Origin of the sequence: Streptomyces sp. PsTaAH-137 (assembly GCF_003259365.1) — a bacterium.
Lineage (GTDB): Bacteria > Actinomycetota > Actinomycetes > Streptomycetales > Streptomycetaceae > Streptomyces.
The window spans coordinates 192,617-217,936 of the sequence record NZ_QLLY01000001.1 but is presented as its reverse complement, the minus strand read 5'-3'; the positions used below and the strand labels follow the sequence as shown (position 1 = coordinate 217,936).

General features: G+C 72.4%; 16 protein-coding genes. 10 read left to right on the top strand and 6 right to left on the bottom strand.

Going from position 1 to position 25,320, the window contains the following annotated elements; translation table 11 throughout:
* Window positions 1-74 precede the first annotated feature (74 nt).
* Genes K377_RS00855 through K377_RS00845 form a run of 3 tightly spaced genes read left to right on the top strand, consistent with a single transcriptional unit; the run spans window position 75 to window position 5,909 of the window.
* A complete protein-coding gene (locus K377_RS00855; protein WP_111661592.1) occupies window positions 75-875 on the top strand; it encodes an HlyD family efflux transporter periplasmic adaptor subunit in 801 nt (266 codons plus the stop codon).
* Window positions 872-3,097 carry an NHLP family bacteriocin export ABC transporter peptidase/permease/ATPase subunit gene (locus K377_RS00850; RefSeq protein WP_258394942.1) on the top strand — a complete coding sequence of 742 codons (2,226 nt, stop codon included), beginning with the start codon at window positions 872-874 and terminating at the stop codon, window positions 3,095-3,097. The genes K377_RS00855 and K377_RS00850 overlap by 4 nt, the downstream gene beginning before the upstream one ends.
* Before the next feature lies 1 nt (window position 3,098).
* Complete coding sequence (locus tag K377_RS00845; protein ID WP_111661101.1) at window positions 3,099-5,909, top strand: NHLP bacteriocin export ABC transporter permease/ATPase subunit; 2,811 nt, start codon at window positions 3,099-3,101, stop codon at window positions 5,907-5,909.
* Window positions 5,910-5,938: 29 nt separating this feature from the next.
* On the opposite strand, the gene K377_RS00840 is transcribed toward K377_RS00845, so the two are convergent.
* Window positions 5,939-7,201, bottom strand: a complete 1,263-nt coding sequence (locus tag K377_RS00840; protein ID WP_111661100.1) for a hypothetical protein — start codon at window positions 7,199-7,201, stop codon at window positions 5,939-5,941.
* Between the two features lie 353 nt (window positions 7,202-7,554).
* On the opposite strand from K377_RS00840, the gene K377_RS00835 reads away from it, so the two are divergent.
* From K377_RS00835 to K377_RS00825, 3 genes are read left to right on the top strand one after another with little or no spacing between them, the layout of a single operon-like run.
* Window positions 7,555-10,431, top strand: a complete 2,877-nt coding sequence (locus K377_RS00835) for a peroxidase family protein (protein ID WP_111661099.1) — start codon at window positions 7,555-7,557, stop codon at window positions 10,429-10,431.
* The gene (locus tag K377_RS00830; protein ID WP_111661098.1) at window positions 10,418-11,821 is read left to right on the top strand and encodes a hypothetical protein; all 1,404 of its coding nucleotides are present in this window, start codon (window positions 10,418-10,420) and stop codon (window positions 11,819-11,821) included. The genes K377_RS00835 and K377_RS00830 overlap by 14 nt, the downstream gene beginning before the upstream one ends.
* 56 nt (window positions 11,822-11,877) lie before the next feature.
* Window positions 11,878-13,011: a serine hydrolase gene (locus K377_RS00825; RefSeq protein WP_111661097.1), complete on the top strand. Its 1,134-nt coding sequence runs from the start codon at window positions 11,878-11,880 to the stop codon at window positions 13,009-13,011.
* A gap of 435 nt (window positions 13,012-13,446) precedes the next feature.
* Here the strand turns inward: K377_RS00825 and K377_RS00820 are convergent, their stop codons facing one another.
* Both K377_RS00820 and K377_RS00815 read right to left on the bottom strand, forming a co-directional pair.
* Complete coding sequence (locus K377_RS00820; protein ID WP_111661096.1) at window positions 13,447-15,087, bottom strand: cytochrome bc complex cytochrome b subunit; 1,641 nt, start codon at window positions 15,085-15,087, stop codon at window positions 13,447-13,449.
* A gap of 66 nt (window positions 15,088-15,153) precedes the next feature.
* Entirely contained in the window at window positions 15,154-15,849 is a 696-nt protein-coding gene (locus K377_RS00815; RefSeq protein WP_111661095.1) for a FadR/GntR family transcriptional regulator, read from the bottom strand.
* 160 nt (window positions 15,850-16,009) lie between these two features.
* Here K377_RS00815 and K377_RS00810 point away from each other — a divergent pair, with 160 nt between their 5' ends.
* From K377_RS00810 to K377_RS00800, 3 genes are all read left to right on the top strand, one after another.
* Window positions 16,010-17,257 (top strand): MFS transporter, encoded by a 1,248-nt coding sequence (locus tag K377_RS00810; RefSeq protein WP_111661094.1) that lies wholly within the window; start codon window positions 16,010-16,012, stop codon window positions 17,255-17,257.
* Window positions 17,258-17,415: 158 nt separating this feature from the next.
* Entirely contained in the window at window positions 17,416-18,915 is a 1,500-nt protein-coding gene (locus tag K377_RS42115) for a hypothetical protein (protein ID WP_237551858.1), read from the top strand.
* Between the two features lie 91 nt (window positions 18,916-19,006).
* Window positions 19,007-21,163, top strand: coding sequence for a PQQ-binding-like beta-propeller repeat protein (locus tag K377_RS00800; RefSeq protein ID WP_111661092.1), 2,157 nt, complete (start codon window positions 19,007-19,009; stop codon window positions 21,161-21,163).
* A gap of 3 nt (window positions 21,164-21,166) precedes the next feature.
* On the opposite strand, the gene K377_RS00795 is transcribed toward K377_RS00800, so the two are convergent.
* The 3 genes from K377_RS00795 to K377_RS00785 all read right to left on the bottom strand — a co-directional run bounded on the left by K377_RS00795 (window position 21,167) and on the right by K377_RS00785 (window position 24,308).
* Window positions 21,167-21,706 carry a hypothetical protein gene (locus K377_RS00795; RefSeq protein WP_258394941.1) on the bottom strand — a complete coding sequence of 180 codons (540 nt, stop codon included), beginning with the start codon at window positions 21,704-21,706 and terminating at the stop codon, window positions 21,167-21,169.
* Between the two features lie 86 nt (window positions 21,707-21,792).
* Window positions 21,793-23,337: a polysaccharide lyase family 1 protein gene (locus K377_RS00790; protein ID WP_111661091.1), complete on the bottom strand. Its 1,545-nt coding sequence runs from the start codon at window positions 23,335-23,337 to the stop codon at window positions 21,793-21,795.
* A gap of 230 nt (window positions 23,338-23,567) precedes the next feature.
* A complete protein-coding gene (locus tag K377_RS00785) occupies window positions 23,568-24,308 on the bottom strand; it encodes a Mut7-C RNAse domain-containing protein (RefSeq protein ID WP_111661090.1) in 741 nt (246 codons plus the stop codon).
* A 117-nt stretch (window positions 24,309-24,425) separates the two neighbouring features.
* Here K377_RS00785 and prcB point away from each other — a divergent pair, with 117 nt between their 5' ends.
* Complete coding sequence (gene prcB, locus K377_RS00780; RefSeq protein WP_111661089.1) at window positions 24,426-25,253, top strand: proteasome subunit beta; 828 nt, start codon at window positions 24,426-24,428, stop codon at window positions 25,251-25,253.
* The last annotated feature ends 67 nt before the right edge of the window (window positions 25,254-25,320 follow it).

Here is a 25,320-nt window from a genome sequence, read left to right as displayed (position 1 = left end):
GTCCCGGGGCCCTGGGTCGTGTCCGGGCGACGGTGTCGCGCGCCCGGACTTCAGCGACGTAAGGGAAGACCCCCGTGCAGTTCCGCCAACAGGCACTGTCCAAACTGCAGTCACCCGAGAGCCTCGATCTCCCGGTGCGGCTCGCCCGGCCGCAGGGGCTGATCGCGCTCGCCGTCACGGTCGTGGTGATGGCGGCGGCGTCCGTGTGGGCGGTGACCGGCTCGGTGTCGTCGACGCTGAAGGCGAGCGGCATCCTCACCTACGGGCAGGGCAGCTACGTGCTCCAGACACCGGTGACGGGACAGGTCACCGGCGTGTACGTGAAGGAGGGGCAGCGCGTCGCCGCCGACACGGTCCTGTTCAAGATACGTACCGAGCAGGGCAACCGCGCCGTCCGGGCCATCGACGCCGGGCGCGTCACCGCGCTCGTCGCGCGGATCGGGTCCGTGGTGCGCACCGGCGCCGACGTGGCGACCGTGGAGAAGACGGGCTCCGCCCGCGATCCGCTCGTGGCCATGGTCTATGTGCCCGCCACCGGAGCGGCGAACATCCCGGCCGGTGCGACCGTCGACCTGACCGTGCCCGCCGCCCAGAGTTACGGGGTGCTGCGCGGCACGGTGAAGGGCGTCGGCCGCGCCCCGCAGACACGTCGGCAGGTCGCCGACTTCCTCGGCGACGGCGAGCTGGCAGAGCAGTTCACGAAGGGCGGCACGCGCGTGCCGGTCCTCGTCAGGCTCACCAAGTCCGCTTCAACCAGGTCGGGTTACGCCTGGTCGACCGAGGACGGACCGCCCTTCGCGCTCACCTCCATGACCCTGACCTCCGGCGCCGTGCATCTCGCATCCCAGCGCCCGATCGACTGGCTGCTGCCGTGACGACGACCTCGCTCCCGCCCGCGGGCCGCGGCCGCCGCCGCGCCAGGCCCGCTCCCCCGCCCCGTAAACGCCGCCGTACGGTGCGCACCCCGACCGTGCTCCAGATGGAGGCCGTCGAGTGCGGCGCCGCCGCGCTGGCGATGGTCCTCGCCCACCACGGCCGGCACGTCCCGCTGGAGAAGCTGCGCATCGCGTGCGGCGTCTCGCGGGACGGCTCCCGGGCGAGCAACCTCCTGAAGGCGGCCCGCAGTTACGGGATGACCGCCAAGGGCATGCAGATGGAGCCCGCCGCGCTCGCCGAGGTGCAGGGTCCGGCGATCCTGTTCTGGGAGTTCAACCACTACGTCGTGTACGAGGGCATCACGCGGCGGTTCGGCCGGCGCGGGGTGTCGATCAACGACCCCGACAAGGGGCGCCGGTTCGTGCCGATGGAGGACTTCGACTCCAGCTTCACCGGTGTCGTCCTGGTCCTGGAGCCCGGCGGCGGGTTCAGCACCGGCGGGCGACGGCCCGGCGTCCTGAAGGCGCTGCCCGGGCGACTGCGCGGCACGACCGGCACGATGCTGGCCGCGCTGCTCGCGAGTCTGCTGCTTGTGGCGGTGGGCGCGGCGGTGCCCGCGCTCAGCAAGACGTACATCGATCTCTTCCTGATCGGTGATCAGACCTCGCTGCTGGGGGCGTTGTTCGCGTCCATGGGCGCGATGGTGGCGCTGACGGCCGTCCTCACCTGGTTGCAGCAGGCGAATCTGCTGCGCGGCCGCATCATCTCCTCCACGTTGAGCAGCGCGCGGTTCTTCGGGCATCTGCTGCGGCTGCCCGTGACGTTCTTCGCGCAGCGCAGCCCGGCCGACCTGGTGCAGCGGCTCCAGTCGAACGACGCGGTCGCCGAGACGCTGGCCCGCGATCTGACGGCGGCCGGAGTCGACGGCATCGTGGTGCTGCTGTACGCGGCGCTGCTGTGGTCGTACGACCCGCAGCTGACGATGGTCGGCGTCGGGATCGCGCTGCTGAACGTGGTGGCGATGCGGATCGTGGTCCGGCTGCGCGCGACGGGCACGCAGAAGCTGCGGGCGGACACGGCGCGGCTCACCAACACCTCGTACACCGGGCTTCAGTTGATCGAGACGATGAAGGCCACCGGCGGCGAGGACGGCTACTTCCGCAAGTGGGCCGGGCAGCACGCGACGACGCTGGAGGAGCAGCAGCGGCTCGGGGTGCCGAGCGCCTGGCTGGGGATCGTCGCGCCGACGCTGGCGACGCTCAACAGCGCGCTGATCCTGTGGATCGGCGGGCTGCGGGCGATCGAGGGGCATCTGTCGGTGGGCCTGCTCGTCGCCTTCCAGGCGCTGGTCACCCGGTTCACCGCGCCGATCACCCGGTTGAACGGGGTCGCGGGCCGCATCCAGGACTTCGCCGCGGACGTGGCCCGCCTGAAGGACGTGGAGAACTTCCCCGTCGACACCCTGTACGCGCGGCCCGAACAGGTGCGCAGCACACGGCGGCTGCGCGGGCAGGTGGAGCTGGACGGCATCACGTTCGGGTACAGCCCGCTCGACAAGCCGCTGCTGTCCGGCTTCTCCCTCACCGTCGGGCCCGGGCAGCAGGTCGCGCTGGTCGGCGGGTCCGGCAGCGGCAAGTCGACGGTGTCCCGGCTGATCTCCGGTCTGTACGCGCCCTGGGAGGGCGTCATCCGGATCGACGACCGGCGCCTGGACGACATTCCGCGCGGCGCGCTCGCCGCGTCCGTCTCCTTCGTCGACCAGGACGTCTTCCTCTTCGAGGGGACCGTCCGCGACAACGTGGCGCTGTGGGACCCCTCGATCACCGACGAGGCCGTCATGGAGGCGCTGCGCGACGCGTGCCTGTACGACGTGGTGGCGCGGCGGCCCGGCGGGATCCACGGCCGGGTCGAGCAGGACGGCCGCAACTTCTCCGGCGGGGAGCGGCAGCGTCTGGAGATCGCGCGGGCGCTGGTGCGCCGTCCCAGCATCCTCGTGCTCGACGAGGTGACCAGCGCCCTCGACGCCGAGACCGAGCAAGTCGTGATGGACAACATCCGGCGGCGCGGCTGCGCCTGCGTCGTCATCGCCCACCGGCTGTCCACCGTCCGCGACAGCGACGAGATCGTGGTCCTCGACCAGGGACAGATCGTCGAGCGGGGCCGCCACGAGCAGTTGGTGGCGGCGGGCGGAGCCTACGCCGAGCTGGTCAGGGAGCACTGAAGTGACGTACACGGAACCGGAGTTCACGACGTCGGACCAGGTCGTCGCCGCGTTCGGCGGGCTCGGCGCGCCGGTCGACTGCACCGGTCTGCGCAGTCTGCCGCTGGAGGGGCCGCAGGTGCTGTGGCTCGTCGCGGGCGGCGCGCTCGACCTGTTCGCGGTGGACGTCCTGGCGCAGGGCCACTGGCACTTTCTGGGCCGTCTGGAGCCGGGCACGCTGCTGCTCGGCCCGGTCGAGGGCACCCAGCACACGCTGGTGGGGCGTCCGCTGGCGGGCTGCACGGTGCGCCGGGTGCCGCTGCGGGAGCTGCCCTACGACGCCTCGCAGGGCTCGTACGACATGGCGTGGAGCCTGCTGGAGGAGGCGTTCGCGCTCGGGGTGGGGCGCGGGCAGCGGGTGCTGTTCGAGGCGCCGCTCAACGGGCGGGACGGCCGCGTGTCCGAGGACGCCGTCACCGACGAGGACGTGCTGTGGCCGCAGCTCTCCCCCGGCAGCGTGCAGTACGGCTCCGCGTACGCGGCCGACGCCGCCGCCGATCTGCTGGTGGACGGCGGCCTGTGGCAGCGCATGGTGAACCAGCAGTACCGGCTGCTCTCGACGCTCGACCGCTGGATCGAGCGGATGGAGAGCGCCCACGAGGACCGGGCGGCCGCGGGGATCCGCGCGGGCGAGGCCGTCCGCGAGCAGGCCGACCGCACGCTGCTCGCCTCCATCGGGAAGCAGCGCCGCCGGGCGCGCGGCGCGGAGGCCGGGGTCGACGCGACGTACGCGGCCTGCAAGGTGGTGGCCCGCGCGGCGGGGATCACGCTCGTCGATCCGGGGCGCGGCGGCGCGGTCAGCGACCGGGTCGACCCGGTCGAGCAGATCGCGCTCGCGTCCCGGATCAGGACCCGCCCGGTGCGGCTGACCGGCGACTGGTGGCGGCAGGACTCGGGGCCCCTGGTCGGCTTCCGGGCCGCGTCCGGGGCGCCGGTCGCGCTGCTGTGGCGGCGCGGCGGCTACGAGGCGGTGCATCCGGCGGGCGAGCGCCGCACCCGGATCGGCGAGGACAACGCCGAGGACTTCGACGAGCGGGCCGTCCTGCTCTACCGTCCGCTGCCCGAGGGCGAGTTGAGTCCGTGGCGGCTGGCCCGGTTCAGCATGCGGGCCATGGGCGGTGACGTACGCCGGCTGCTGCTCGCGGGTCTGGTGACGGTCGGCCTCGGCGCCCTCGTGCCGATCGCGACGGGCCAGGTCCTCGGCACCTACGTCCCGAACGCGCAGACCGACCTCGTCACGCAGGTCTCCCTCGCGGTCGTCGTCGCCGGTGTCGTGTCGGCCGCCTTCACCCTGGTGCAGAACCTCACGGTGCTACGGGTCGAGGGCCGGGTGGAGAGCGTCCTCCAGCCGGCCGTCTGGGACCGTCTGCTGAGGCTGCCGACACGGTTCTTCGCCGCGCGCTCCACGGGTGAGCTGGCGAGCGCGGCGATGGGCATCAGCGCGATCCGGCGCCTCCTCTCGGGGGTCGGCCCGGTGGTGGTGCAGTCGACGACGATCGGTGTGATGAACCTCGTCCTGCTGCTGGTCTACAGCGTGCCGCTCGCGCTGGCCGCGCTCGCGATGCTGGCCGTGGTCGCGGCGCTCTTCCTCACCCTCGGCCTGTGGGAACTGCGCTGGCAGCGCCGCCTGGTGAAGCTCGGCAACCGGCTCAACAACCAGGCGTTCCAGACCCTGCGCGGGCTGCCGAAGCTGCGGGTGGCGGGCGCGGAGAGCTTCGCGTACGCGGCATGGGCCGAGCAGTTCGCGCGCAGCCGGGAGCTTCAGCGGCGCGCGGGCCGCATCAAGAACGTGACGACGGTCCTCAACTCCGTCTATCTGCCGCTGTGTTCGCTGCTGATGTTCATGCTGCTCGCGGGTCCCGCGCGCGGTTCGCTGTCGGCGGCGGCGTTCCTGACCTTCAACACGTCGGTGACGATGCTGCTGACGTCGGTGACGCAGCTGACCGGCGCGCTCATCTCGGCGGCGGCCGTGCTGCCGATGTACGAGCAGATCAGGCCGGTCCTCGACGCGGAGCCCGAGGTGCGCGAGGCGGCGGGCCGCCCGGGCGAGCTGACCGGGGCCCTGGAGGCGCGCGGCCTGTCGTTCCGGTACACCGACGACGGCCCGCTGGTCCTCGACGACGTGTCGCTTTCGGTGCGGCCGGGCGAGTTCGTGGCGGTGGTCGGCGAGAGCGGCTGCGGCAAGTCGACGCTGCTGCGCCTGCTGATCGGCTTCGACGCGCCCACGCACGGCAGCGTCCTGTACGACGGTCAGGACCTGGCCGCCCTCGACCAGTCGGCGGTGCGGCGCCAGTGCGGGGTCGTGCTGCAGAACGCGCAGCCGCTGACCGGCTCGATCCTCGACTGCATCTGCGGCGCGGAGGCGTTCACGCAGGAGGAGGCGTGGGAGGCGGCGGCGATGGCGGGGCTCGCCGAGGACATCAAGCGGATGCCGATGGGGCTGCACACGCTGATCGCGGGCAGTGGCGCGGTCTCCGGCGGTCAGCGCCAGCGCCTGATGATCGCGCAGGCGCTGATCCGGCGCCCGCGCCTGCTCTTCTTCGACGAGGCGACGAGCGCCCTCGACAACGAGACGCAGCGCACGGTGATCGACAGCACCCGCAAGCTGAACGCGACCCGCATCGTCATCGCGCACCGTCAGTCGACCGTCCTCGACGCGGACCGGGTGATCGTGATGTCCGCCGGCCGGGTCGTCCAGCAGGGCGCTCCGCAGGACCTGCTGCGGGAGGCGGGCGGGCGGCTGCACGAGCTGGTGCGGCGGCAGATGGCGTGAGCCGGTCCACGGTCCTTCCGTGACAGCCGTCAGAGCCGGTCCCCGAACTCGCTCAGCACCCCCGGCGGGGCGAGTGCGTTGACGTAGTGGCCGGGGCCGTGGTCCTCGAAGGAGTACTTGAACGGCAGGGACCGGGTCAGCGCGAGCCGCGCGGCGAGGAACGCGAGCGGCGCCACCACCGCGAGGCCGGCGAGGCTGTCCATCTGCGGGTAGTGCGGCGCCGGGGCGCGGCGCTCCACCCAGCCGTGTCCCGCGGCCCGCTCCGGTACGGCGGCGATGCGCCGGAGGCGGCGGATCGGGTCGGCGCCGGTGAGCAGGTCTCCGGGGAGCCCGACGGCCTCGGTCGCGGCGTCGGCGGTGGCCGTGAACACGGCGTCGAGGCCCTGCCGGGCCCGGCGGAAGTGGAACTCCCGGCCGAAGGGCATGTAGGGGCCGACGGGGCGGGGCGGCAGCGCGGGCACGACGTCACGGTCGTAGATGTAGCGCAGGAGCCGGTCGCGCAGCGGGTGCCGGCCGTGTGCGTCGGTGGCGCGTTCGCAGGCCGCGGCGAGTGCGGGGCCGCCGAGCATGGGCTGCCCGAACGTGTAGACGGCGCGCAGGCAGCGGGCGACGGGGTCGTAGCGCGGCTCGTGCAGCAGGGTGACGGCCATCAGCGCGGCCATCGCGGCGCCCAGGCTGTGCCCGGTGATGTAGAGCGCTTCGAGTCCGTCGCCCCGGATGCCGTGTTCCTCGGGGTCGATGGACTCGCCCCGCACCGCGTGCTCCAGTGCGTCGAGCACGGCGTAGCGGGTGGCCCGCATGTTGCGGTAGAACCCGGCGTGCACCGGGTACGGTCCCCGGCCGTCGCCGAGGTCGACGCGGAGCGTGTCGGGGCGTACGTCGGCGTCGGTGAGGATGCTGATGATGTCCTCGGGCTGGGTGCCCCGGTAGCAGAGGACGACGGTCCTGCGGTCCGCGTCCTGGACGAGGTACGCCGCCGAGGCGATGTAGAGGGCGTCGACGCGCTGTTCGAAGGCGCGGCAGCGGTTCTTCTCCAGGCCGAGCCGGGTCGCCATCGTCGCGACCGTTCCGGCGTCGCTCTGCTGGCCGAAGCCCGCGTAGGCGTAGGCGGACAGGGTCGCCATCACGTGCGGCAGGACCCCGTGCGGATCGGGGTGGCCCCGGTCGTCGGTCAGCCGGTGGGGCAGGTCGGGGTAGACGGGGAAGCCGCCGCCGTCCGCCGCGACGAGGACCGGATCCTTCAGGGGGCGCAGCTCCGCGAAGCCGGGGCCGTGCGCGGTCGTGACCCGCATGGGGCACCTCCCGGGGCGGGCTGCCGAGCACACCACCGCCGCCGGGCGCCGTCAAGGTGTCGCCGACCGGCCATCGGCGGGGCGGTCGGGTGGGGCGGATGTGGGCCGGGCGGCACACGGTGGCCCGCACCGGTCCCGGCCATCGTGCGGCGGCCCGGACGCCTGCCTCTGACAGGCCCAAATCCCCGTACGCGCGCGTCAGTTCACCTGGTCGGCCGTCGCCCTGACATGGCGGGAACGGGCGCTGCGGGGCGCGAGACGGCCCCGCTAGCGTCGCTGACCCCTCCCCGTGCGCGTCCAGGCCGTGCATCCACGCGCAGGACGTCCGCACCTTACGACAGGGACGGCAACCGATGGCCGAGACCGAACGGTACGCACAGTACGAGCGGTACGAGGGCGGCAGCCCCGAGGCCGAGCGCCTCGTCTTCCAGCGCCTGGCCCGCGAGATCATGCGGGTCCAGGTGGCGAACCGCCGGACGAGCGGCGCCCAGGGCTACGAGCGCGCCTTCCACGCGAAGGCGGCGCTCGGTGTGGAGAACGCCCGACTGCGGTTCAACGACGATCTTCCGGCCGCGCTCAGCGGCGGCTTCGCCCGCGCGGGCGCCGACTATCCGGCGACGGTGCGGCTCTCCAACGCCAGTGGCATGCGCGGTCCGGACGGCGCTCCCGATCTGCACGGGGTCGCCGTGCGCGTCCAGGTCACCGGCGAGGAGAGCCACGATCTGCTGGCGACGAGCTTCCCCGTGTCGCACGCCCGGAACGCCCGTGAGTTCGTGGCGTTCGCCAAGGCGATGGCCGGGGCCCGCACCCCGCTGCGGAAGGCGTTCGGGCTGTTCGTGAAGCTGCCGCTCGCCGTGGGGCTGGGGACGGCGGCGCGGATGCGGCGCAATGTGCAGGCGGCGACCCGGCACACCGTCAACAGCCTGGCGCGCGAGACGTATTGGAGCCGTGGCGCGATCCTGTGGAGCGAGGCGGGACCGGTCCGCTATCTGCTGCGCCCCTCCGTCGGCGGCGCCGCCGAACCGCGCCCCGACCGCAAGGACCCGGGCTTCCTGCACACGGAGCTGGCGGGGCGGCTGGCACGCGACGACGTCTCCTTCGACCTGTGCGTGCAGCGGTACGTGGACGAGCGCAGGACCCCCGTGGAGGACGGGTCGGTGGAGTGGCGGGAGGCCGTGTCGCCGCCGGTTCCGGTGGCGCGGCTGACGATCCCGCGGCAGGACATCACGTCGGCCGAGGCCCGGTCGGCGGCCCGCCGGATCGAGGAGCTGTCCTTCAACCCCTGGTTCACCACAGAGGAGTTCCGGCCCCTCGGCAATCTGAACCGGGCCCGCAAGGTCGCGTACGAGGCGAGCGCGGCCCAGCGCGGCGGCACCCGCTTCACGACCGAGGAGCCCCTGCGCAACCAGGTGCTCGACGTGCCCGTCGGGCTCGCCTTCCAGATCCTCAACCGGGTCGTGCCGTGGCACCGGCTCCCGCTGGACGCGAGCCTGTTGAACCTGGTGTTCCTGCGCAAGGCGCTGCGGCGGCTCAACCTGATCGACACCGATGCGCCGGAGGCCCCGCCGAAGGCGACGCAGGTGCCGGTGCCGGTCGACGAGCGGTTGCGTACGGCACGCTCGTACGACGGCACCCACAACGACCTCTCGGCACCCGCGATGGGCGCGGTCGGCGCGGCGTTCGGCCGCAATCTGAAGCCCGTGTACCGGCCCGATCTCTTCGACACCCCGAACCCGGTGACGGTCAGCCGGCAGCTGCTCGCCCGGGAGAGCTTCGTCCCGGCGACGAGTCTCAACATCCTCGCCGCGGCCTGGATCCAGTTCCAGGTGCACGACTGGGTGAACCACCGGCGGTACAAGGAGGGCGGCAGGACCGTCGAGGTACCGCTGCCACCGGGCGGCGGCACCTGGGTCAACCAGCCGAACGGGCCGGACGAGAACGTGATGCGGTTCGCGGAGAACGAGGGCATCGAGCTCCCCGGCGACCGGCCGCCGGTCCTCTTCGGGAACACCGCCTCGCACTGGTGGGACGGCTCCGAGGTGTACGGCGGCGACGAGCGGACGGCCCGCTCGCTGCGCGAACCCGACGGCGGAGCAAGGCTGTTGCTCGAAGGCGGGCACATCCCAATCGACCGTACGGGCATTCCGCTCGCCGGGTTCAAGGACAACTGGTGGATGGGGCTCAGCGCGATGCACACGCTGTTCGCGCGCGAGCACAACACGGTGTGCGACGCGCTGCGCGCCGAGTACCCGTCGATGAGCGAGGAGCGGATCTACCACACGGCACGGCTCGTGGTGTCCGCGCTCATCGCGAAGATCCACACCGTGGAGTGGACGCCGGCGATCCTCGCGACGAAGGCCATCGACGTCGGGCTGCACACCAACTGGCAGGGCCCGCCGCGCAAATGGCTCAACCAGCTCGGCCTGTGGCTGCTCGAATCGCACGCCCTGACCGGCATCCCGAAGACGCTGCCGGACCACCACGGGGCGCCGTACTCGCTCACCGAGGACTTCGTCACCGTCTACCGGATGCACCCGCTGATCCCGGACGACTACGAGCTGCGCGAGTACCACTTCGGGCAGCGCCTGGAGACGCTCGGTTTCCACGACATCCAGGGGGCGGCGGCCGAGAGCCAGATCCGCAAGACGGGCCTGGCGAACACGCTGTACTCGTTCGGCATCGCCCATCCGGGCGCGATCACCCTGCACAACTACCCCGACGCGCTGCGGCACTTCCAGCGCGAGGGCGAGATCATCGACCTCTCGGTGGTCGACCTGGTGCGCACCCGGCGCCGCGGGGTGCCGCGCTACAACGACTTCCGCGCGGGCCTGCACAAGGAGCGCGTCCGCCGCTTCGAGGACCTGACGCGGGACCCGGAGACGCTGGCCCGCCTCAAGGACGTGTACCGCGACGTCGACGAGATCGACACGGTCGTCGGCCTGTTCGCGGAGAACCCGCCGACCGGGTTCGGCTTCTCCGACACCGCCTTCCGGATCTTCATCCTGATGGCGACGCGACGGCTGCAGAGCGACCGCTTCCTCACCGTGGACTACCGCCCGGAGATCTATACGCCGCTGGGCATCGACTGGGTGGAGAAGGGCGGCATGAAGTCGGTCGTGCTGCGGCACTGCCCGGAGCTGGCGGGCCTGGTGCCGCGCGACGCGAGCGCGTTCGCCCCCTGGCGGCCGGTGCCGCCGGTCGAGAACGGGGCCGCGCATGAGGGCGGCTGACGGACCGTCGGCGGGTCATCGGGGTCTCGACGACCTGCTGGCCCGCCCGCTCCTGCCGACGGTCTGGCGGCGCCGCACGCACCGTGTCTCGCGGGGCGCGTCGGTGCCGGCCGGTTCGATGAGCTACCGCTCCCCGCACCGGCCCGCGCCGCTGAGCGAGCTGGAGGAGGCGGTGCTCATCGCGGTGACCGGCTCCACCGGGCTGACGATGCCGGACCGGCCGTTCGAGGACCCGCGCGACGGCAAACCGATCATGGCCAAGCCCAATCTGACGATGACGGGCCGCACGGCGGGCAGCCCCGACAACGCGCAGGGCACGTACTTCTTCCTCATCAACGACAGCGGTACGTACTTCCTGCGCAGGCTGCCCCCTGCTCCGCACGAGCCGTTCGACGCCGACACGCTCGTGGCCCGCGCCCGGCAGACGAAGGTGAAGGTCCTCGACCACCGGCTCGACGTCGCCCACAGTCTGCGCGACTTCCCGGCCTATCTGGACTCGAACCGCTTCCTGTCCAATCTGCCCGGGACGACCGTCCTCTTCCCGGTGGTCGACCTGTCCCACCAGTACATCAACGCCCTGATGTATCTGCTCACCCAGCCCGACGGATCCCGCCCGACGCTCGTCGACGACCGGAATCTGTACCGTCCGGCCGGGGTGAAGAAGTGGATCGCCAACGGCTTCCTGAACAAGGAGCTGAAGCTGCCGCTCGGCGCGCTCGGCCCGATGCGCACCCAGATCGAGGCGGACCTGCTGCTCCAGACGGTGATGCTGACGGCCGAGGCGATGGGCCTGGGCGCCTGGATCCACGCCTCGCTCAACCCGCAGATCGCACTCGGCGACCCGAAGTTCACCAAGGCGTACGGGCGGATGCTCGGCTTCACCTTCGTCACCCCGCGCTGGCGGCTCGCCGATCTGTGGCGCTGGCACGTCCCGCTGCCGAAGTACGCGAACCTGCGCTCGCACCCGGTGGGCCTGGCGGACCCGGCGACGGGCGCACCGCTGATCGCCGCGGCCTGCCCGCCCACCCACGCCTCCATGGCGGAGGCGGTGGACGCGGTCGTCGCGGCGAAGTTCGGCGCCGGTGGCACCTACGCCGACAAGGACGTCTTCACCCGCATCTACAAGGACGACTACGGGCAGCGGTACCTCGCCGAGGCCAGTGAGTACGACGAGCGTGTCGTCGACTGCGCCCGGGACATCTGTACGTACATTCTGGCGACGCACCGCCGTTTCCCGGCGCACACGGACGCCGTCCACGTGCCCGGGATCTGGCTCCAGGCGCACCATGTGGAGGGCGAGTACTACGAGCGGTTCTTCACCAGCGGCCTGACCGACGCGCACCGCGCGCACGACACGCTGTGGGACGACGGGGTCCGACCGATGAGTTGAGGGCGGTTTCGGGGTCACCCTTGTCGTCCGTACATTTCCGGGAAGGGTGACTGACGATGACCGACACCAGTGGGCTGGCCGGCGTACTCGCACCGCATGTCGACGAGGGCCCGGTGCCGGGCGCCGTGGGCCTGGTGGCCCGCGGTGACGAGGTCGAGGTGGCGGCCGTCGGCCACGCCAACGCCGAGGGCACCGCCCCGCTCGCGCGGGACTCGATCTTCCGGATCGCCTCGATCACCAAGCCCGTCGTGGCGGCCGCCGTCATGACGCTGATCGAGGACGGGCGGCTCGCGCTGGACTCGCCGGTCGCCCACTGGCTGCCGGAGCTGGCCGCGCCGAACGTGGTCCGCGACCCGGCCGGTCCGGTCGAGGACGTCGTCCCGGCGGCCCGCCCGGTGACCGTCGAGGACCTGCTGACGTTCCGCGCGGGCTGGGGCTTCTCGTCGGACTTCTCGCTGCCCGTGATGCAGCTCCTGTTCCCGCTCATGGATCCCCACCACCCGCAGCGGCTGCCCGAGCCGGACACCTGGCTCGCGGCGCTCGCCCAGGTCCCGCTGCTGCACCAGCCGGGCACGGCGTGGCTCTACAACACGTGCTCGGACATCCAGGGCGTCCTGATCGCGCGCGTCACCGGCACCTCCCTGCCCGACTACCTGGCCGAGCGGATCTTCACGCCCCTCGGCATGAAGGACACCGGCTTCGAGGTGCCGGCCGCCGCGCGCGCCCGCTTCACCAGCCAGTACGTCCCCACGGCCGACGGCGGCCGCGAGCTGGTCGACACACCGGACGGCCAGTGGAGCGGCCCGCCCGCGTTCCCCTCCGGCGCGGGCGGGCTCGTCTCCACGGCCGACGACTGGTGGGCGTTCGCCCGGATGCTTCTCGCCGGCGGCGGTCCGGTGCTCTCGTCCGACTCGGTGCGCCTGATGACGACGGACCATCTGACGGCCGCGCAGCGCCGGGCGAGCGAACTGTTCACCGAGGGCCAGGGCTGGGGCTTCGGCGGCTCCGTGGACGTGGAGCCCCGTGAGAAGTGGCAGGTGCCGGGGCGGTACGGGTGGGTGGGCGGGACCGGGACCGCCGCGCATCTGACTCCGTCGACGGGGGCGGTGACGATTCTGCTGACGCAGCTGGCGATGGCCGGGCCGACGCCGCCGCAGATCATGCGCGACTTCTGGGCGTACGCCTCGTAGGCCTGCGCCGCTTTCGCGGGTGGCCCGGGGTTCTCTTCGTCTGCGGCTCCGGTGGGGGCTGGTCGCGCAGTTCCCCGCGCCCCTAAAGGCATCCGTTTCGTCGTCGGCCGCGCCCCGGCGGCCGCTTCTCGCGCAGTTCCCCGCGCCCCTGGGTCGTACGTCGACTGACGGCCGGTGGCCGCTTCTCGCGCAGTTCCCCGCGCCCCTGAGTCGCACGTCGACCGACGGCCGGCGGCCGCTTCTCGCGCAGTTCCCCGCGCCCCTGAGTCGCACGTCGACCGACGGCCGGCGGCCGCTTCTCGCGCAGTTCCCCGCGCCCCTGAGGCAGGCGCTTCGCGCCGCCTCCTCTGATGAGATGGCGCACGCAGTGCGCATCTCAGGGGCGCGGGGAACTGCGCGACCAGCCCCCACCGCGCCGCAGTCGGCGGGGCCCGGTCAGTCCACCCGTTCGGACTCGTGCCAGCCGGCGTGCAGCGCCCGATACTCCTCCGCGGTGGCCTTCGGCACGTACGTCCCGGGCCCGTACATCGCCTTGGCGAGACGGGCTCGGACCCGCTGCCGCACCGTGAACCGGCGCACCACCCCGTTGTTGTCGACGCGCGGCCCCAACTCGTAGGCGGCAGGCTGCTCATGGGCGTTCAGCGTGTACAGCTCGGCCCGGGTGAGCGGCTCGTGGACCTCGATGTACTCGCCGTGCGGCAGCCGCTTGATGATGCCGGACTCGCGGCCGTGCAGCGCCTTCTCCCGGTCGCGGCGCTGCAGCCCGTTGCAGATCCGCCGGGTGACGACGAACGCGAGGACGGGCGCGACGAAGAAGCCGATCCGGACGAACCAGGTGATGGCGTTGATGGAGAGCCGCAGATGGGTGGCCACGATGTCGTTGCCGCCGCCGATCAGCAGCACGGCGTACAGCACCAGCCAGGCCACGCCGAGCCCGGTCCTGACCGGATGGTTGCGCGGACGCTGGCTGACGTGGTGCTCGCGCCGGTCGCCGGTGACCCACGCCTCCAGGAACGGGTACACGGCGATCAGCATCATGATCAGCGGGAACAGCGAGAACGGGATGAACACGCCGAGGGCGAGGGTGTGGCCCCAGGCGTTGATCTCCCATCCCGGCATCACCCGGATCAGCCCCTCGGAGAAGCCCAGGTACCAGTCGGGCTGCGCGCCGGTGGTGACGAGGTCCGTGCGGTAGGGACCGAAGGCCCACACCGGGTTGATGGTGGCGACCGCGCCCATCAGCGCGAGGACGCCGAAGACCAGGAAGAAGAAGCCGCCCGCCTTCGCCATGTAGATCGGCATGAAGGGGGCGCCGACGACGTTCTTCTCGCTGCGTCCGGGCCCCGCGAACTGGGTGTGCTTGTGGTAGAAGACCAGGATCAGATGGGCCGTGACCAGGCCCATCATGATGCCCGGCAGCAGCAGGATGTGGACGGGATAGAGCCGGGCGATGAAGTCGTCGCCGGGGAAGTCGCCGCCGAACAGGAAGTACGCGAGGTACGTGCCCACGATCGGCACCGACAGGATGGCGCCGTGCGCGAACTTGAGGCCGGTTCCGGAGAGCAGGTCGTCGGGCAGCGAGTAGCCGGTCAGCCCGGTCACGATGCCGAGCATCAACAGGGTCCAGCCGAAAAGCCAGTTGACCTCGCGCGGCTTGCGGAACGCGCCCGTGAAGAACACCCGCATCATGTGCGCGAGCATCGCGGCGACGAAGACGAGCGCGGCCCAGTGGTGGATCTGCCGGATCAGCAGGCCGCCGCGCACCTCCATGCTGATGTGCAGGGTCGAGTCGTACGCCTTGGAGACGAGGATGCCCCTGAGCGGTTCGTAGCTGCCGTTGTAGACGACCTCGGCGGCGGTGGGTTTGAAGAAGAACGTCAGGTACGTGCCGGTGAGTATGAGGATGATGAAGCTGTACAGGCAGATCTCGCCGAACATGTAGGACCAGTGGTCGGGAAAGACCTTCCGCATCTGGGACTTGGCCAGCTGGTAGATGCCGAGCCGGCCGTCCGCCCAGTCCGCGAGGCGTTCACCGCTCTTCGGCGGTGGCTCCCGTCGCGCGCTGCTCTCGCTCATGAGACCCCCCTCAAGACCGTTGAGGCACAGCCAGAGTAGAGCCGCGCACGGGGCCTTCGACAGAGGTCAGTCCGGGGTCGCGTTCCCCATCCGCTCCATGGCGGCCTCCACGGTCTGGGTGTGCGCCCAGGCGGCCTTGGTCGCCGCGTCCGGATCGCGGCGGGCGATCGCGTCGGCCAGGTCCTCGTGGGCGCACGCGCCGGGGAGCTCCGGCGCCCAGCTCGGGCGCAGCGAGGCGATGCTGTCCCGTACGGCCTCGACGAGGGATTCGTACAGCTCGGCCATCAGCGGGTTCCCGCTCGCGGCGACGATGGCGCGGTGGAACTCCAGGTCCGCGTCGACGTAGGCGGCCGCGTCGCCGCTCTCCTGGGCGCGGCGCCGGGCGAGGAACGCGGACAGGATGCGGGCCAGGTCGTCCTCGCCGCGATGGACGGCGGCGGCCGGTGCCGCCTCCCGCTCGATGGCCAGGCGCACCTGGAGTACGTGCTTCAACTCGGCCCGGCGCAGGCGGCGTTGGAGCGCGGCGTTGAGATCGCTGGCCGCGCGGACGTACGTACCGTCACCGCGCCGCGCCTCGAGCAGGCCGGTGTGGCACAGCGCGCGCACCGCCTCGCGCACCGTGTTGCGCCCCACGCCGAGCGCCTCGACGAGCTGCCCCTCGGCCGGGATGCGGTCGCCGACGGCCCATTCGCCGCTCTCGATGGAGCGCTCGATGCGCCCGATGGTCCGCTGGACCAGGGTCGGCTGTGCTGCTTCGGACAAGGTGGCGGCCTCTCTCGCTCTTTTCCGTGAACGCAGGTTCTCACCTCACGCGCCTCGGCCAAATATCCCATATCTAGGACGCGTCACTCGCTTGATTTGTCCCATATTGCCATTTATGCGATCCAGGAAGGCCGAAACATGGGATGTTACGTTGGTGCGCATGCCGCAGACTGCCGATCAATCAGCTGATCCATCCCGCACCACCGCACCCGCGATCCCGGCCGCCGGGAGCCCCGCGCCGCCCGTCGCAGGGCTGCTCGCCGCGGGCATCCTGCTGATCGCCATGAATCTGCGGCCCGGCGTCGTCGCGGTCTCCCCCGAGCTGGACGCGATACGCGCCTCCACGGGGCTGAGCGGATCCATGGCGGGCCTGCTGACCACCCTGCCGATCCTGTGCTTCGGGATCCTCGCCCCGTTCGCCGCGAAGCTGGCCCGCCGGATCGGCATGACGCGGGCGCTCGGCGCGATGATGCTGCTGCTCACGGCGGGCATCGCCCTGCGCCTCGCGCCCGGGCTGCCCGCCCTGTTCGCCGGCACAGCCCTGATCGGCGCGGCGATCTCGCTCTCCAACGTCCTGGTGCCGAGCATCATCAAGCGCCACTTCCACCGGCACACCGGCCTGATGATGGGCCTGTACTCGGTGGCCCTGTTCTGCGGCGCCGCTCTCGCCGCCGGGGTCACGGTGCCGCTGGGCGACGCGCTCGGCCTCGGCTGGCGCGGCGCGATCGGCGTCTGGGCCGTCCTCTCCGCTCTCGCCCTGCTGCTGTGGGTGCCGCAACTGCGCCGCCCCGACGCCCCGCCCGCGACGACAGCCGCGGTGCCCACCGCCCGTACGCCCCTGCGCCGTTCACCGCTGGCCTGGCAGGTCACGCTCACCATGGGGCTGCAGTCCCTCCAGTACTACGCGTGCGCCGCCTGGATCCCCGCGATGCTGACCAGTGAGGGCATGTCCAGCACGGAGGCGGGCTGGATGCTGTCCTTGATGAGCCTCGTCGGCATCGCCGGTTCGCTCGTCTTCACCGCGCTCGTGGGCCGGCTGCGCAACCAGGTCCCGTTCGCCGTCGTCGGCACGCTCCTCTTCCTCGGCTCCCTCATCGGCCTGATCGTGGCGCCGGTCGGCGGCGCGTACGCCTGGATGCTGATGCAGGGCTTCGGCTCCGGCCTGCTGATCAGCACGGCGCTCGCGGTGATCGTGCTGCGCTCCCCCGACGCCGCGCGTGCCGCGGAGATGTCCGGCATGGCGCAGGGAGTCGGCTATCTGCTCGCCGCGGCCGGGCCGTTCCTGCTGGGCGCGCTGCACGACGCGACGGGCGGCTGGACCGTGCCGCTGACGCTGCTCGCGGTGCTGTGCGTGCCGATGGGCATCGCCGGGGTGGGCGCGGGCCGGGTCCGCCACCTCGACGCCTGACCGCCGGCCCCGCACCTGGAGGGGCTTCGCCGCTGCGGTCACCGGGCGGGGGATAGGATTTGCCGCCAGTGTTCCGCAGGGGCCGTGCACGAGCGGGTGTGGCCGGTGAGGCTCGATTTCGGGGGTGCGCCGATGGAGTTCGACGTGAGGACCGGCCCGTGGGGCATGGGCCGGGTGCCGCGGTGACGCCCGTGGAGGGGCCCGCCTCCGGCGGCGGCCCGGCGCCCGCGCCCGCCAAGGCCCCGCTCCCGGTCCGCCACCCGGACCCCACGCGCCCGAACCCGGGCCGACGGCGGCCCGCCCCGGCCCCACGCGCGAAGCCCGCGGAGGCTCCGGCCGCCCCGGCACCCGTACCGCCGACGACTGCCGCGCCGTCCGCGGAATCCGTACCGCCGCCGGCACCCGCGCCGGAGAGCGCCGACGAGCCCGCCGCGGCTTCCGACGCGGCCCCGGAGCCCGAGCCGGTCAGCCCCTTCGACGCCCGGCCGGAGACCGGGCCGGCTGACGCCGCGTCAGCGCCCGTACAGCCGACGCCGGACACGGCGACGATCACGTTCTCGACGCAGGCCCTCGCGCCGCCGACGGACGCCGAGCCGACGCCCGTACCGTCGCCCGCCCCCTCTTCCGCACCTCCCGCACCGGCCGCACAGGCCGCACCACCCGCTCCCCCAGCGCCCGTGTCCACGAGTGCGGTGCCCGCGGTGCGCCCGCGCACGGCCGCCCCCGCGATCCCGTTCCCGGCACCCGAGTCCGTGCCCACCGTCGATCCGCGCCTGGCGCAGGCCGTCGGGCGGCCGGTGCACGGGGACTCGGTGGCGCGGCGGACCGGGCAGTCGATCCGGCGGCTCGCCGCGCCCAAGGCACCGCCGGGCGGCGCGGAGGCGCAGCGGGCACGGGAGTTGCGGGTGCCGGTCACGTCGGGGCGGATCGTCGCCGTGACCTCGATCCGGGGCGGTGTCGGCAAGACGACGGCGGCCGCGCTGGTCGCCAGGACGTTGCAGCGCGAGCGGCAGGACCCCGTACTGGCGCTGGAGGCGGACGCCGCGCTCGGCACGCTGGCCGTGCGGCTCGGCGCGCCGACGGTGCGCTGGTCCGTCTCGGAGCTGGCGCAGATCCTCACGCCGGAGATGCATCTGCTCGACATCACCGGATACCTGGTGCCGCTGCCGGACGGCGGCTGGCTGCTGCCCGCGAGCCAGGGCCGGGTCGGGCCTCCCCTGGACATCCCCACGTACCGCACCGTCACGCTGGGCCTGCGCCGCCACTTCGCGGTGACCGTCGCGGACTGCGAGACGCTGCCCGGCGAGGTCGCGCGGACCGCGATGGACACCGCGCACGCCCGGATCGTCGTCGCGCCCATGACGGTCGAGGGCGTCGGCGGCACCCGCGTGGTGCTCGACTGGCTGTCCGCGCTGCCGCACTCCGCGCTCTCCTCCACGGTCGTGGCCCTCACCTCCGGCACCCCCGACCAGAACCTCGATCTCGCCACCGCCATGGGCCATCTGCGGGAGACCGGTGTCGGAGTGGTCCACCTGCCCTACGACCGTCATCTCGCGGCAGGCGGTCCGATCCGCGAGGAACTGCTCTCCTCGGCGACCCGCCGGGCGGCCGCGCAACTCGCCGCCGAAGCACTCGACCGGGCGGTACGAGCGCGCTGAGCACCCGCGTCCACCGCCCCCGCGGAGCCCGTGGAAGCCGTCGCCTAGGCTGGTGGCGCGAAGATCACGGGCGAGCGGAAGGGCGGGCGAAGTGCCACTGAGCGGGGAGGATCCGCAGGCGATCGGCGACTACACGCTGCTCGACCGGATCGGCTCGGGCGGCATGGGAACCGTCTACGCGGCCGGCTCTCCGACGGGCCGGCGGGTCGCGCTCAAGGTGGTGCACCAGCAGTTCGCCGACGACGAGGAGTTCCGCGGCCGCTTCCACCAGGAGGTCGCCGCCGCGCGCCGGGTCAGCGGGGCGTTCACCGCGGCCGTGGTCGACGCGGACCCCGACGCCGTACGCCCGTGGATGGCGACCGCGTTCATCGACGGGCCCACGCTCGCCGACCGGGTGCGCGATCAGGGCGCGCTGTACGGGCGGGAGCTGCGGGATCTCGCGGTCGGTCTGGTGGAGGCGCTGCGGGACATCCACCGGGCCGGGCTCGTCCACCGCGATCTGAAGCCGGCCAACATCGTGCTGTCGCAGGACGGGCCCCGCGTCATCGACTTCGGGATCTCGCGGGCCGCCGACAACCAGGCCCTGACCATGACGGGCCGGGTGCTCGGCACCCCGCCGTTCATGTCGCCGGAGCAGTTGCAGAGCCCGCGCGCGGCGGGTCCGGCGTCCGATGTCTTCTCGCTGGCGGCGGTGCTGGTGTTCGCGGCGACGGGACGCGGCCCGTTCGACGCCGACAGCCCGTACCTGACCGCGTATCACGTCGTGCACGAGCAGCCGGATCTGACCGGTGTCCCCGACGCGCTGCGGGCCGCCGTCGAGCCGTGTCTGGCCAAGGAGGAGGCCGACCGCGCCTCCCTCGACACCCTGCTGACCGAACTGCTCCGGCTGCCCACCACCGACGCCGCACCGCCCCACCCGGGCCCCGAACCGACGGCGGCCGCCACCGCCGGAACATCCGGCGCCGCACGGTCCGCGACGACGGCGACCACCGCGTCGCCGCCCGCACGCCGTCCCCGTACGCTGCTCCGGCTGCTGGGCGGCGCGCTCGGGCTCGCCGTGGTGGTGGGCGGCGGTGCGGTGCTGCTGCACGCTCCGGACGCGGCTTCGGGCGGCTCCGACGCCGAGCCGTCCCCGAGCACCGCGCTGCCCGCGGGCTGGCACGCCTGGCAGACGGTGCTCGGCACCACGACGAGCGGCGCGCACGCGGACGCCCAGGGCTGTGTGGTCCACGGGGACGCGCTGTACTGCGTCGACGGCAGGCACGCCGTCGCCCGCGTCGACGCCGCCGACGGGTCGGTGGCCTGGCGGACGGGCATCCCGCAGGACGTGATCCGGCCGCTCGGCGTCACCGACCGCACGGTGGTCACGCTGGAGAAGACCCCGGCGGGCGGCTTCGTCGTCGTGGGCCGCGCCCTGGCCGACGGCGGGATCGTCTGGCAGCAGGGCATGACGAACACCCGGCGGTTCGCGGCGATGAGCGACGGCACCGTCTTCGCGGCCCTGCCCGGCGACCGGCAGATCGTGGCGCTGCGGGCCACGGACGGCACGGAGCTGTGGCGGGCCGACCGGCCGGCGGGCGACTGCGACCTGTACGCGTACGGGGGCACCCTCTACGGCGCGTGCGAGACCGGCGACGGCCCGCACCGGATCCTCAGGTTCGGGCAGGACGACGGCGCGGCGCGACAACTCGCCTCCACCCCCGACCCCGTCGAGCCGATCGGGCTGGCAGGCAACGACATCGTGGCACTGGTCACCGACAAGACCGACGAACCGGGCTCGTACACGAAGCTCGTCCGCATCGGCGCGACGACCGGTGAACCGACCACCACACCGATCACCGGCATCGTCCCGAGCACGCGCGCCACGCCCCATCTGGTGGGCGGCATCGTCTACTTCGTCCTGGGCACCGGCAAGGTCGACGCCGTCGACGCGGTCTCGGCCCGCCACCTGTGGACCCGCCCCGGCGGCCCGGAGAGCCTCGGGGCCGCCGCGGCGCCGGTGCTGAACGCGCGGCGCGACGAGGCCTACTTCCTCTCCGCCAAGGACCGCCTGACCGCGATCGAGCCGAGCACGGGCCTCATCAAGTGGCGCGGCCCGGACCGCCCGGCCCCCAAGGAGGCCGGCGGCATGCGCTCGGCGCCGTCCCTCACCCTGGTCGACGACACCCTGCTGGTCGCGGCACACGGCCGCCTGCTGTCGGTGTCCCCGACGGCACCGTCGGCGCGGCCGCGCACCAACGCCCCGTAGGGCTCAACACCCCTGCGCAGTGGGCTCGATGGTCACCTTCGCCCGCCGGTCGGCGATCCGCACGTCGCTGTACTCGGTGTGCGGCACCCGGAACCAGACGTCGTCCTTGCCGGTCGTGACGTGGGCGCCGGAGACGTCGTCGAGGCGGACGCACCAGCGTTCGCGGCGCACGACGCGGGTGTACTTCTCGGTGCCGCGGCGGACCTTGTGGCAGTCGCGGTCGGTCTCGGTCGTGTACCAGGTCTTGGTGCGGCCCTTGCTGCGCCTGGTGTGCTTGACCCGGTGGGTGTCGGTCTCGCACTTCTTGACGTAGTGCGGGCGGGTGGCGGTGGAGGTCCTGCGGGTGACGTGGCGTTCGGTGTCGCGGACGCCGGTGACCTTGGTGCTCTGCGCCTTGCGGGGTGTCCCTTGGTCGACCGTGACGCTGCCCGTCCTGCCGCTGCCGGACGACGACGTCACCTTGCCGGTGTCACCGCCGCCGCAGGCCGTGAGCGTGACGACGAGCGCCAAGGTGAGTCCGGCCAGTGCGGGGCGCCGCTTCACGGACGTAGCTCCTCTTGCTGTACATGTCAGGGGAGCGGAAGCGTATCCGATCATGGGCGGCGGCCCCGCACCAGGTCATAGGGGCATCAGGCGTACGTCTCGAACTCGGCGACCTTCGGGGTTCCGGTCGCGCCGGTGATCTCGAAGGTGATCTTCTTCAGGGAGGTGGCCGTGAAGGAGATCGTGCCCGCGCCGCTGCCGGTCTTCAGGACCGCTCCGGTGTCGGCGTTCAGCAGCCGCCAGGTGCCGATGGCACCGGTGGCGCCGGCCGCCTCGCGGATGCGGGCGGAGGACACGGTGGTGGCCGAGCCCCACTTGACGGAGACCGCGCCGGTCGTGCCGGACGGCGACCAGGAGGTGCCCAGGTCTCCGTCGCGTACGTTGCCGTAGCTGGTGCCGGATGCCTTGCTGGTGCCGTCGGCGCCCGCGCCCGCGTTCAGCGAAAGGTTGGCGCCCGCGGGCTCGGTCGGCTCCGGCGTGGTCGGGCTCGCCGTCGGGGTGGTGGTCGGATCCGGGCTCTGCGGGGAGCAGTTGCCGTCCGACACCTTGAGGCCGGTGTCCGCGCCGGCGGTCCTCGTCACCACGTCCGGCACACAGCTCGCGGTGTCGAGGGTGTACGCGTACGGGATGGAGACCGTGGTGTTGGAGACCGGGGCGGGTCCGGCCGGGTTGGTGTCGTCACCGGGCGACGACCAGGTCACGTTGTCGAAGATGTTGCCGCTGACCTGCCAGTATCCGGCCAGGTCGGTGTAGAAGGTGCCGAGGACGTCCTTGGAGTCCTTGAAATAGTTGTTGTCGACCTTGGCCTTGGCTCCGACGCGGGAGTTGATGCCCGACTCGTTCAGGCTCACGTAGTAGTTGTTGTACATGTGGGCCGTGCCACCGCGCAGCAGGGGTGCGCGCGAGTCGATGTTCTCGTACAGGTTGTGGTGGAAGGTGACGAAGCTGCTGTCGATGTCGCTGTCGCTGGAGTTGATGAGGCCGCCGCGGCCCGAGTTGCGGAGCGTGCTGTACGACAGGGTGACGTAGCGGGTGTTGGCCTTCAGGTCGAAGAGCCCGTCGTAGCCGTCGGACTCGCCGCCGGAGGCGATGAGGTCCACATGGTCGACCCAGACGTTGTGGACGTCGCTCTCCATGCCGATGGCATCACCGCCGTTGGAGGTGGGGCTGCCGGACTTCTTGACGTTCTGGACGGTCACGTTCTGGATGATGACGTTGCTGGACTCCCGCACGTGGATGCCCAGTTGGTCGAAGACGGCTCCGCTGCCGACGCCGACGAGGGTGACGTTGCTGATCTGCTTGAGCTCGATCACTCCTGCGGCGGTGTTGCAGCTGTCGCCGGACACCTTGGCGGTGTTGGCGTGGTTGATGGTGCCTTCGACCTCGATGGTGATCGGGGTGTCGCTCGCGGCCCGGTCGCACAGGGCCTCGTGGATCTGGGTGCCGGTGGTGGCCCTGACCGTGGCCCCGCCGGCGCCGCCGGTGGTGCCGCCGTTCTGGGTGGCGTATCCGGAGGCGCTGCCGGTCACCGCCGCCGATGCGGAGGGCATCGACAGGATCGCGCCGGTGGCGGCGGCCACGCCCATGGCGGCCGTCGCCGCGTAGATCTTCCGTGCGACTCGTCGTCTCATGCTGGTGTCCCTGTTCCTACTCGGATTCCGGATGGTGCTCCTGGGTGCCGGGAGCGGCACCGCGGGATGGAGCAGCTGTGCCGGATCCGGAAGCGGCCGGGCGCTTCCACGGGACGGATCGTCACAGAAACAAAGCGCGGAGAAAGCGCTTTCTGGCGGCGAGAATAGGGGCCTGCCGTGACGTGCGCAAGGTGCCGGACGCACGCGTCGGGAATCCCAACTCGGCTGATCTAAGCCTTGCTTGACGGACCGAACTCGGCCATCGCGGCCCCCACCATGGCTTCCAGGCGGTCGTGGTGAGCACCGCGCCAGTACACGCGCGCGCACGCCTCGCACTGCGCGAAGACGTCATAGGCGGCCCGGGTGCCGCCCTGGAGCCGGTCGGCGACGTCCTCCTTGCGCGCCTCGGACAGGGCGCCGTTGCAAGCGGCGCAGCGCGTCCAGGGAGACAGCTCGGGCGCGAACCGGCCGAGGATGTCCCGGAGTTGGTCGTCGGGCCGGTCGCTGTAGACGTAGGCGCCCGCCCACAGCTCGCGGCGGCGCAGCAGGCCCCGGTCGCGGCTGAGCAGGACCCGCTGTTCGGCGGCGGAGCGGGCGGCGAGGGCCGGGTCGCCGATGTCGACGGCCTCGTACGCCGTGTCGACGCCGAGCAGCCGCATGCGGCGGGCGAGGGTGCCGAGGTGGACGTCGAGGAGGAAGCGGAGCGGGGCGCCGGGCACCTCCTGCGGCCGGGCCACGGCACGCACCTCGACCCGCTCCCCCGCCGCCGGAATGTGCGCGGCGCCCGTCTCGGAGCCGTCCACGAGCAGCGTGCCGGCCTCGGTGAGCGGCACCCCCAGCGACTCGACGACGTGCCCGAGCGTGGAGACGCCGTCGACGGTGAGCGGGGCGGGCGCGCCGCCGCGGAAGGCTCGGGGCACGAAAAGGCCCAGCTCGGGGGCGACGTGGACGAGGATCTCCGGACCGTTCATCGGCACAGGATGCCACGATGGCGCGAAGAGAGGTTCCGAGCGGCAGATTGCGGGACAGATAGGCGTACGGAGCACCAGCACGCCCCGCCAGAAGGAACCCAGAGAAGGCGAGCACCCATGACCGAGCACCCGCGCGGCCTGCCGTCCGTGTTCCTGGACAGCAGCACGTCGTCGTTCACCCGCTTCGTCGAGCACGTCGCCCCGCACACCCTGCCGTGGAACCGCGGTACGGGGCCGGTGCACGACGTGCCGCACGGCACCACCGTGCTCGCGCTGACCTTCGACGGCGGTGTCCTGATGGCCGGAGACCGCCGGGCCACCATGGGCAACGTGATCGCCCAGCGCGACCTGGAGAAGGTGAGCCGGGCGGACGACCACACGGCGGTGGCGTTCGCCGGGACGGTCGGGCTGGCCAAGGAACTCGTCCGCCTCTTCCAACTGGAGCTCGCGCACTACGAGAAGCTGGAGCGCCGACCGCTCACCCTCAACGGAAAGGCGCAGCGGCTGGCCGCGATGATCCGCGACCATCTCGCGGAGGCGATGCAGGGACTGGTCGTGGTGCCGCTGCTCGCCGGGTACGACACCGCGCGGGGCGCGGGCCGCGTCTTCAGTTTCGATGTCACCGGCGGTCCGTACGAGGCGGTCGGCTTCCACTGCGACGGGTCCGGATCCCCTTATGCGCGCGGGGCGTTGAAGAAGCTGTACCGGCCGGGGCTGTCCGCGGCGGACGCGACGACGGTGGCCGTGCAGGCGCTGTACGACGCGGCGGACGACGACTCGGCGACCGGCGGCCCCGATCTGAGCCGGCACATCTATCCGTCGGTCGCCCTGGTCACGGAGGACGGTTACCGGCCGGTGCCGGAGGAGGAGGTGCGGGCCGTGGCCGCGTCGGTGGTGGCGGCGCGGGCGGTGGCGCCGGAGGGGCCGAGGGCGCCGCTGCTCTGAAGCGAGCCCGCAGGCGGACGTGCGTAACCCCCTTCCAGCAGAAGGGGGTTGATGCGCGGCGCCGTAC

What these genes read in the sequence shown, in the direction of transcription:
- K377_RS00810 (WP_111661094.1), top strand. Translation starts at nt 16,010, where the DNA reads ATGCCGCAGACTGCCGATCAATCAGCTGATCCATCCCGCACCACCGCA.
- K377_RS00820 (WP_111661096.1), bottom strand. Translation starts at nt 15,087, where the DNA reads ATGAGCGAGAGCAGCGCGCGACGGGAGCCACCGCCGAAGAGCGGTGAA.
- K377_RS00840 (WP_111661100.1), bottom strand. Translation starts at nt 7,201, where the DNA reads ATGCGGGTCACGACCGCGCACGGCCCCGGCTTCGCGGAGCTGCGCCCC.
- K377_RS00785 (WP_111661090.1), bottom strand. Translation starts at nt 24,308, where the DNA reads ATGAACGGTCCGGAGATCCTCGTCCACGTCGCCCCCGAGCTGGGCCTT.
- prcB (WP_111661089.1), top strand. Translation starts at nt 24,426, where the DNA reads ATGACCGAGCACCCGCGCGGCCTGCCGTCCGTGTTCCTGGACAGCAGC.
- K377_RS00835 (WP_111661099.1), top strand. Translation starts at nt 7,555, where the DNA reads ATGGCCGAGACCGAACGGTACGCACAGTACGAGCGGTACGAGGGCGGC.
- K377_RS00825 (WP_111661097.1), top strand. Translation starts at nt 11,878, where the DNA reads ATGACCGACACCAGTGGGCTGGCCGGCGTACTCGCACCGCATGTCGAC.
- K377_RS00830 (WP_111661098.1), top strand. Translation starts at nt 10,418, where the DNA reads ATGAGGGCGGCTGACGGACCGTCGGCGGGTCATCGGGGTCTCGACGAC.
- K377_RS00790 (WP_111661091.1), bottom strand. Translation starts at nt 23,337, where the DNA reads ATGAGACGACGAGTCGCACGGAAGATCTACGCGGCGACGGCCGCCATG.